Origin of the sequence: Rhodopirellula sp. JB055 (assembly GCF_043100905.1) — a bacterium.
Classification (GTDB): domain Bacteria; phylum Planctomycetota; class Planctomycetia; order Pirellulales; family Pirellulaceae; genus Rhodopirellula.
Window position 1 is genome coordinate 1 of record NZ_JBICHO010000269.1, and the last position, 6,973, is coordinate 6,973.

Annotated in this window: 7 protein-coding genes; all 7 read right to left on the reverse strand. The window is 57.2% G+C overall.

From position 1 onward, the window contains the following. Nucleotides 1–669: 4Fe-4S dicluster domain-containing protein (locus ACF8AM_RS10875; RefSeq protein WP_392555664.1), on the reverse strand; the 669-nt coding region annotated here is incomplete at its 3' end. Further along, complete coding sequence (locus tag ACF8AM_RS10880; protein WP_392555659.1) at nt 666–1,898, reverse strand: FAD-binding protein; 1,233 nt, start codon at nt 1,896–1,898, stop codon at nt 666–668. The genes ACF8AM_RS10875 and ACF8AM_RS10880, both read right to left, overlap by 4 nt. Then, complete coding sequence (locus tag ACF8AM_RS10885) at nt 1,891–3,336, reverse strand: FAD-binding oxidoreductase (RefSeq protein WP_392555660.1); 1,446 nt, start codon at nt 3,334–3,336, stop codon at nt 1,891–1,893. The genes ACF8AM_RS10880 and ACF8AM_RS10885 overlap by 8 nt, the downstream gene beginning before the upstream one ends. Beyond that, the gene (locus ACF8AM_RS10890; RefSeq protein WP_392555661.1) at nt 3,333–4,466 is read right to left on the reverse strand and encodes a Gfo/Idh/MocA family protein; all 1,134 of its coding nucleotides are present in this window, start codon (nt 4,464–4,466) and stop codon (nt 3,333–3,335) included. Before ACF8AM_RS10890 ends, ACF8AM_RS10885 begins: the two co-directional genes overlap by 4 nt. A 318-nt stretch (nt 4,467–4,784) precedes the next feature. Then, nucleotides 4,785–5,840, reverse strand: a complete 1,056-nt coding sequence (locus ACF8AM_RS10895; RefSeq protein WP_392555662.1) for a sugar phosphate isomerase/epimerase family protein — start codon at nt 5,838–5,840, stop codon at nt 4,785–4,787. Nucleotides 5,841–6,306: 466 nt separating this feature from the next. Then, entirely contained in the window at nt 6,307–6,576 is a 270-nt protein-coding gene (locus ACF8AM_RS10900; RefSeq protein ID WP_007326182.1) for a WXG100 family type VII secretion target, read from the reverse strand. Further along, entirely contained in the window at nt 6,573–6,830 is a 258-nt protein-coding gene (locus ACF8AM_RS10905; protein ID WP_392555663.1) for a hypothetical protein, read from the reverse strand. The genes ACF8AM_RS10900 and ACF8AM_RS10905 overlap by 4 nt, the downstream gene beginning before the upstream one ends. Between the last annotated feature and the right edge of the window lie 143 nt (nt 6,831–6,973).

Sequence of the window (6,973 nt, forward strand, 5' to 3'; positions counted from 1 at the left end):
CCCACAGCAACTCTGTTCGGTCGGCACGACCACTTCCAAACCAATGTGCCGCAGCACATGAATCGTGGCTTCATTGATTTGAGGCGCCAAGACTTGTTGTGCACAACCGGCCAGCAACGCGACCCGGCCGACCTGGTCTCCCATCGGTGCGTAGCGCGGCTGCAGTTCTTTCGCGGCCGGCAAGGCTTCCGGCAACAACTCCAACATCGGCCGCAACACCGGTGGTACCAAGGCGGAGAGTTTCTTGCCGATCATTCCCATCCGTGCCGCGAGGCGAAAGCGTTTGGGATACGGCAGCGTCTGAGCGGTCAACCAGCGCTGCAACCTTTGTGGCCAAGCCACGGTGGTACGTTCTCGAACAAGCGAACGATAAGGACTGAGCAGATGTCGGTACGAAACACCCGATGGGCAAGCGGGCTCGCACGCCAAACAACCCAAGCACGCGTCCAAGTGTGGTGCGGCTTTGTCGGCCGGCATCGCCCCTTCCAATACTTCCTTCATCAAAATGATGCGACCGCGCGGCGAATCGGACTCTCGCTGCAACACGTCATAGGTCGGACAGGCTGACAAACAAAAACCACAACGAATGCAGGTGCTGACGGCTTCCGCCATGGCATCCGCATTGGGACCGGAACTTTCCAAGGGAATGTCATGTTGCATGGCGATCAGGCCTCCCTGCGTTTTGTGTGCGATGGCTGGCCGAATTGAAACGGTGCAAAGCATCCGTGCGGATCGATCGCCTTGGACACTCGCCTCACCACTTCATCGTGCCGCCACATTCCGATTTGAGCCCCCTGCGTGTTGCTGTTGTCTGCGTTGAGCACCAATCCCGCCAAAGCATGCTCGCTCAACCAAGCATCCAGTGCCGCGAGGTCGCCCGAACCAGTCAAAAACATGACGTTGCCGGCCAGACCGAAATGCGTCTTCCATCCCGTCTGTGTCAACGATCTTGGAAACGACTGAACCGCCGTTTCAATCTGTCGTGGCGTGATGGGAACGCGGACCGAGACTTGCCCGGGCACATCCAACAACTTCGACCAAGCGGTCTGTGCATGTTCTTCGGACAATTCCAAAGCACTCGCGTCACCGACATGGTCCCTCACACGATCCATGATGGAATCCGCCACCGACGAGGGCCCGGGAACACGCAGCACGATGCACCAGTCTTTTGGATCCGTCATCCCAGGCTGGCACAACTCAATTGCATCGAGTTCGATTGGCAACCGCGTGAGGGTTTGCATGTGCAAGACGGCTGATGCCAAGTCACCACATTTCACGATCCAGGTTTGCGGCTCGACGGATTGAGGAAAGACCTTGAACGTCAATCGAGTCAACACTCCCAATCGACCAAGGCTTCCGACCATCAGTTTCGGAAAATCAAAACCAGCCGCGTTCTTGACGACCGGAGCACCGGTATGCACTTCGTTGCCCAACCCATCCAGAAACGAGGCGGCCAGAATGAAGTCGCGTAGGCCTCCGTATCGCCACCGCCCGGGACCGCTCCACCCTGAGGCGACACAACCACCTATCGTGGCGCCTTGTTGAACGCGGGGTGGATCAAAGGGCAGCGTTTGACCGTGCTGCGAAAGTGCCGCAGTGACTTCTTCGAGCGGCGTTCCCGAAGCCACCGAGATTGTGAACTCGGACGGGTCGTACTGAAGAATGCCCGAGAGGTTCCGGGTGGAATAACGTCGTGCTGCGATGGCTGCTGGTTCCGCATGCACAGTGTGGCTCAGACGAGACAAACCAGCTTTGCTGCATCGACCGACAGGGATCAAATGATCGCCGCCCGAGGAAGCGTTCCAATCGCGAATCAGATCGGCCCAGTGAGACACCGACTCCGGCGCCTCGATGTTCTCCGGCGTTGCGGGTGCCAGGTTGGATTCAAGGTCACTCACGGAAGATCACTCCCGCTTTTTCCAACGGATGCAATCCCGAGGTGGACAGGGCAGGGGACTCCGCATCAGGAAACATCTTGCCGCGATTGCAGATCTCATGCGGGTCCATTTCCGCCCGCACGCGGTGCATCAAATCGATCGTGGGTTCGTCAAACATCTCGGCGAAGACACCTCGTTTCTCAATCCCGACACCGTGCTCGCCGGTGATGGAACCGCCCATCTCGATGCACAACCGAAGGATCGAATGAGCGAACTCATTGGCCTTGTCAAAGGCGTCTGGGATTTTCCCGTCGTACATGATCAGTGGGTGCAAGTTACCATCGCCGGCGTGAAAAACATTGGCAACCGGCACGCCACATTCCTGGCTCATCGCTTCGATTCGTTCGAGAGCTTCGCCCAAGCAACGCCGGGGAACGACACCATCCTGCACAATGAAGTCAGGGCTCAAACGGCCGGCCGCGGAGAACACGGACTTGCGGCCTTTCCATATCGCCAATCGTTCGGCGTCGTTGGCCGCGATCTCCACCGCCGAGGGTTGGGTGCTGGCAATCACTTCGGCCAAGATTTTCTTTTCCATCGCAACGCGTTCGGCGGAACCTTCCAGTTCGACAATCAACACGCTGTTCGCATTCTTCGGATAGCCACAGGCCACGGCGGCTTCGGCGGCGCGAATCGACATCGCGTCCATGATCTCCATCGCCCCCGGCAAAAGATTCGCGGCGATGATCGCACCAACCGCATTCCCGGCGGCACGAATGTCGTTGTAACCCACCAAGACGGTATGAAAGACTTCTGGCAATGGCAGCAATCGCAATGTGGCCTGCAACGCAATTCCCAACATACCTTCGTTGCCACAAATGAAACCGGTGGAATCCGGTCCGGCATGCTCCAACGACGATCCACCGATACTGGTGACGGTCCCATCGCCCAGGACCACGTCCATCGCCAACGTGTGGCCCGCTGTCATGCCGTATTTCAAGCAGTGAGCGCCACCGGAATTGAACGCGATGTTGCCACCAATCGTGCAAACGGATTGGCTGGAAGGGTCCGGGGCGAAGTACAACCCGTGTGGACGAGCGGCCTGAGAAACAGCGAGATTCACCACCCCACACTGGACCGTCGCAGTTCGCTCGACGGGGTCAACGTGCAAGATTCGATTCAGCCGATTCAGCGAGATCACAATCCCATCACGATGTGGCATCGCGCCACCGGATAGCCCCGTGCCGCTGCCTCGAGCGACCACCGGCACGTGATGTTCGTAACACCACCGCACCGCGGCGACGACCTCGTCGGCGGTTTCGGGGAAGACTACCCCACGAGGTCGAGCGGTGTACGCCAGCAACCCGTCTGATTCAAACGCCGCCTGAGCCGCCGGATCGGTGCGAAACCGATCGGCGGGAAACAACTCTGCTAAACCAGTCAGGTTGCTGGGATTCACTTCACGTCTTTCCAACTGCGTGTTGCGGCACTGTCGAGCACGGCATCGCAGACACGTTGAGTTTCCAGTGCATCACGGAAGGTCGGAGCAGCGGGTTGGTCGGACTCCAGTGACTTCAAAAAGTCAGCGACTTGGTGCACGAAGGTGTGCTCATAGCCAATCTGCAATCCAGGCACCCACCAGTTGCCCATGTAAGGCTGATCGCCATCGCTGACGTGGATACTTCGCCATCCGCGGACGATGCTGTCGTCGTTGTGGTCAAAGAATTCCAAACGATGCAGATCGTGCAAATCCCAGCGAAGCGAACCGTGCTCACCATTGATTTCCAGCGTGTACAACGCTTTGTGACCGCGAGCGTAACGAGTTGACTCGAACAAACCGAGCGATCCGTTGTCGAAGTGGCAATGGAAAGCACAAGCGTCATCGATTTTCACAGGAGTCTTTTCGCCGGTCTCCGCGTGCACACGCTCTTTCACGAACGTTTCCGTCACGGCCGAAACATCTTGGATGCTGCCGTTGAGCCATAGTGCGGTGTCGATGCAGTGAGCCAGCAAGTCACCGGTCACGCCGCTGCCGGCGGCTTCCGCATCCAAACGCCACGTTGCCGCACCGCCCTGAGGAACATCCGCGTTGATCGTCCAATCCTGCAAGAAGTTGGCACGGTAGTGGAAGATCTGTCCGAGTCGACCTTCGTCAATCATTTGCTTGGCCAAGGTCACTGCGGGGACGCGACGATAGTTGTACCAAACCATGTTGCGAACACCGGCCTTTTCAACCGCTTCGCACATTTCAATGCCTTCGGCGGTGTTCATCGCCAGAGGCTTTTCACACAAGACCATCTTGCCTGCTTCTGCGGCGGCGATCGAGATTTCTTTGTGCAAGTTGTTGGGCGTGCCGACGTCGACAGCATCAATGTCATCGCGTTCGAGCAGTTTCCGCCAATCGGTTTCGACCGACTCGTAACCTTGTTGCTCCGCAAATTGCTTGGCCTTTTCTTCGTTGCGAGCGCAAACCGCTTTCAAGACGGGGTGATATTCCAGGTCGAAGAAGCGAGGTGCCTGACGATATCCGTTGGTGTGCGTCCGGCCCATGAAGCCGTAGCCGATCAGGCCAATGTTCAGAGGTTTCATTCGTTATTGAGGGGGAAGAAGGAGATTGACGTAGATGGAGGGCAGACGCCCATCCGCCACAAATTTGTTTGGCGAAAGGACAATCCATTTTCGCAAGTTACACGGAACATTTGGCAGCGTGGCGAAAGCCGTTGCTTGATCAAGTGGTTCACACAAAAAATCACAACCCGACGCGTGACGGCCTGTTGGCTGAGGCGAGTTCACAACCCAACGCGTGAGCGAGGGCCCCACAGGCTCGTTGCAATGACACGCAATCCCTCGCTAACGCTTCGGATTAGGATTCAATCAACAAGCCGGTGCGCGAGTGACCCTATCGAATCACTCGTTCCAACCATGGGCATCTTGGACACTTAGCATCGCTGCCAAAATATCGTTCCAGGTTTCTGGCTTGTGCATCACATCATTGGGGAACATGCATCCGTCCCAACAAATGTGTTTGCAGGTCTGCAACACATCGCCATGTTCGTCACGCAGCCAGTATCCAGCGTCTTTGGCGATGTCCAACTTTCCGTTGGGATCATTGGGCAAGCAGTGACGCCCGGTTTTGTCGTGGCTGCCAGTGCCGTGCACGGTTGCATCGTTCTGTGCGACATGGAAATCGATCGTCCACGGTCTCAGTGCATGCGTCAACTCTTTCAACGCGGCTGCTTTTTTCGCTTCGTCGGACCAATCAAAGTCTTGAGGCAAAATCGCATCTTCGGGAGCGTTGTAGCCGAGCAGGTACAACAACGTGTGCGCCATGTCGGCTTGGAACCCAAATCGTTCCGGATGGCCAACGCGTTCCAGCAGATCGACCATCTTCTTCCAAGACTGCATGCCGCCCCAACAGATTTCGCCTTCGGCGGCGAGGCGTTCGTCGTACTCTTCCGCGATGTCCGACGCGGCTTTGAATGTGTCCGCGATCTTGCTTTGGTTGGCTTCGGGATCCTTCACCCAATCGGCCACACCCATCGCACTGTCCAAGCGGATGCAGCCGTAGGGACGCACGCCGAGCTCACGCAGCTTCTTGCCGATCTCGCAGCCCTTGCGGACTTGTTTCAAGAACGCATCGACTTCCTCGGGACTTCCGCCCGCACTTCCGCCACCGGTGGGTTCCCAAACAGGAGCGACAACGGTTCCGATATTCAACGATCGGCTGCGAACCTTTTCGGCCAAAGCTTCCAGTTCCGCGTCATCGGCGTCGATGGAAACGTGCGGCGAAAACAAGAACAAATCGACCCCGTCAAATTTCCGCCCATCCACTTCCGCCGCAGCGGTCAGGTCAAGCATTTCATCCAAGGGAATGATGGGGTTGGCATCGTCGTCGCCCTTGCCGACCACTCCGGGCCAAGCAGCGTTGTGCAATTTTGGAAACGAGTTCGGGTGCTGGCTCATCGTTGGGAAGTGCCTTTGATCAGAGTGGGGTCGCTATCTGGTTGAATCGCAAGTTTAGACGGGAAGTATCGACCGATTCACCAAGTGGCCTGAAGCGTCATTTGGACGAATGGGGCGTGAGATCACTTCTTTCCCGAGCCACTAGGGTGGACATTGCGACCGCTCGTTGCAAGAACCCTTGGCCGAACCGGTGCGGCCGCTGACCACGAGTGCCCGCTCCCCCAGGAAGATCCGGAGTGGCTGAGAGCACACTGAAAGCGGTTTCAAGCCTTGTCCAAACGAAAATCGTCGGAAGCCGGAAACACGTTCCCAACACCTGTCGCCACTCCGTGGCTTTCCGGTTTCGGGAACGCCATCCAAGACCTCGCGTTGAAACCCGAGGCTGGCGAATTTCACCGCTCCGCGGTTCCCGCACGCAACGCCTGTGGTCCACATCCACTCAGCAATCGAAACGGCTTTCCGTGGCTCAACGCCCTAGGTAGGCGTCCAACTGATCCGCCTTTCGCATCAGATACGGGACGTGCTCGTCAGTTGCCTGCACCAGACGCTGCAACTGCCGCAGCTGATCTTGAAACTCCTGATTGAATTTCCTCTGTTGATCATCGCGCCAGCTTTGTTCGAGTTGATTCATTTGGGCTGACAGCCCGGTGCCGCGTTGTCGCAACTCTTCCGCGAATCGAGCCAATTGCGATGCGAACTGACGAATTTGATCCGGGTCACCGATGGCTTGATTCATGAAATCGCCTGAAGGGATTGTTGATAAAATTGCAAACTGGCCTGCAAGCCGTGTCGCTCCGCCAAATCGATGAGCAACCGGAGCGCCGCCAAACGCGTCTTCACAGGCCCGATCACAGCGTGGCGAATGGATGCTTGACGCAGGGATTTCATCGCCGCCATGTCTTGACTGAGCAACAACTGACAGCGTCCCATCAGCAGGAACGCGCCCGGCGAATGCGTTTCCGAATCCAACAGTGGCTCGAGCTCCTCCATCGCATCTTCGTACCGCTCCAATTAATACTGGGATTCACCGAGGACCTGGTGCAAGTTAATCTGCGTCGAATCTCGCGCTAGGCGCGAACGGAAAACTTTCACCCTACTGTTCGCACAATGGGTGGTCGCCCGATCAAATTCGT

Excerpts from the sequence above, each read along its gene's own strand:
- ACF8AM_RS10890 (WP_392555661.1), bottom strand. The coding sequence starts at position 4,466 with ATGAAACCTCTGAACATTGGCCTGATCGGCTACGGCTTCATGGGCCGG.
- ACF8AM_RS10895 (WP_392555662.1), bottom strand. The coding sequence starts at position 5,840 with ATGAGCCAGCACCCGAACTCGTTTCCAAAATTGCACAACGCTGCTTGG.
- ACF8AM_RS10900 (WP_007326182.1), bottom strand. The coding sequence starts at position 6,576 with ATGAATCAAGCCATCGGTGACCCGGATCAAATTCGTCAGTTCGCATCG.
- ACF8AM_RS10905 (WP_392555663.1), bottom strand. The coding sequence starts at position 6,830 with ATGGAGGAGCTCGAGCCACTGTTGGATTCGGAAACGCATTCGCCGGGC.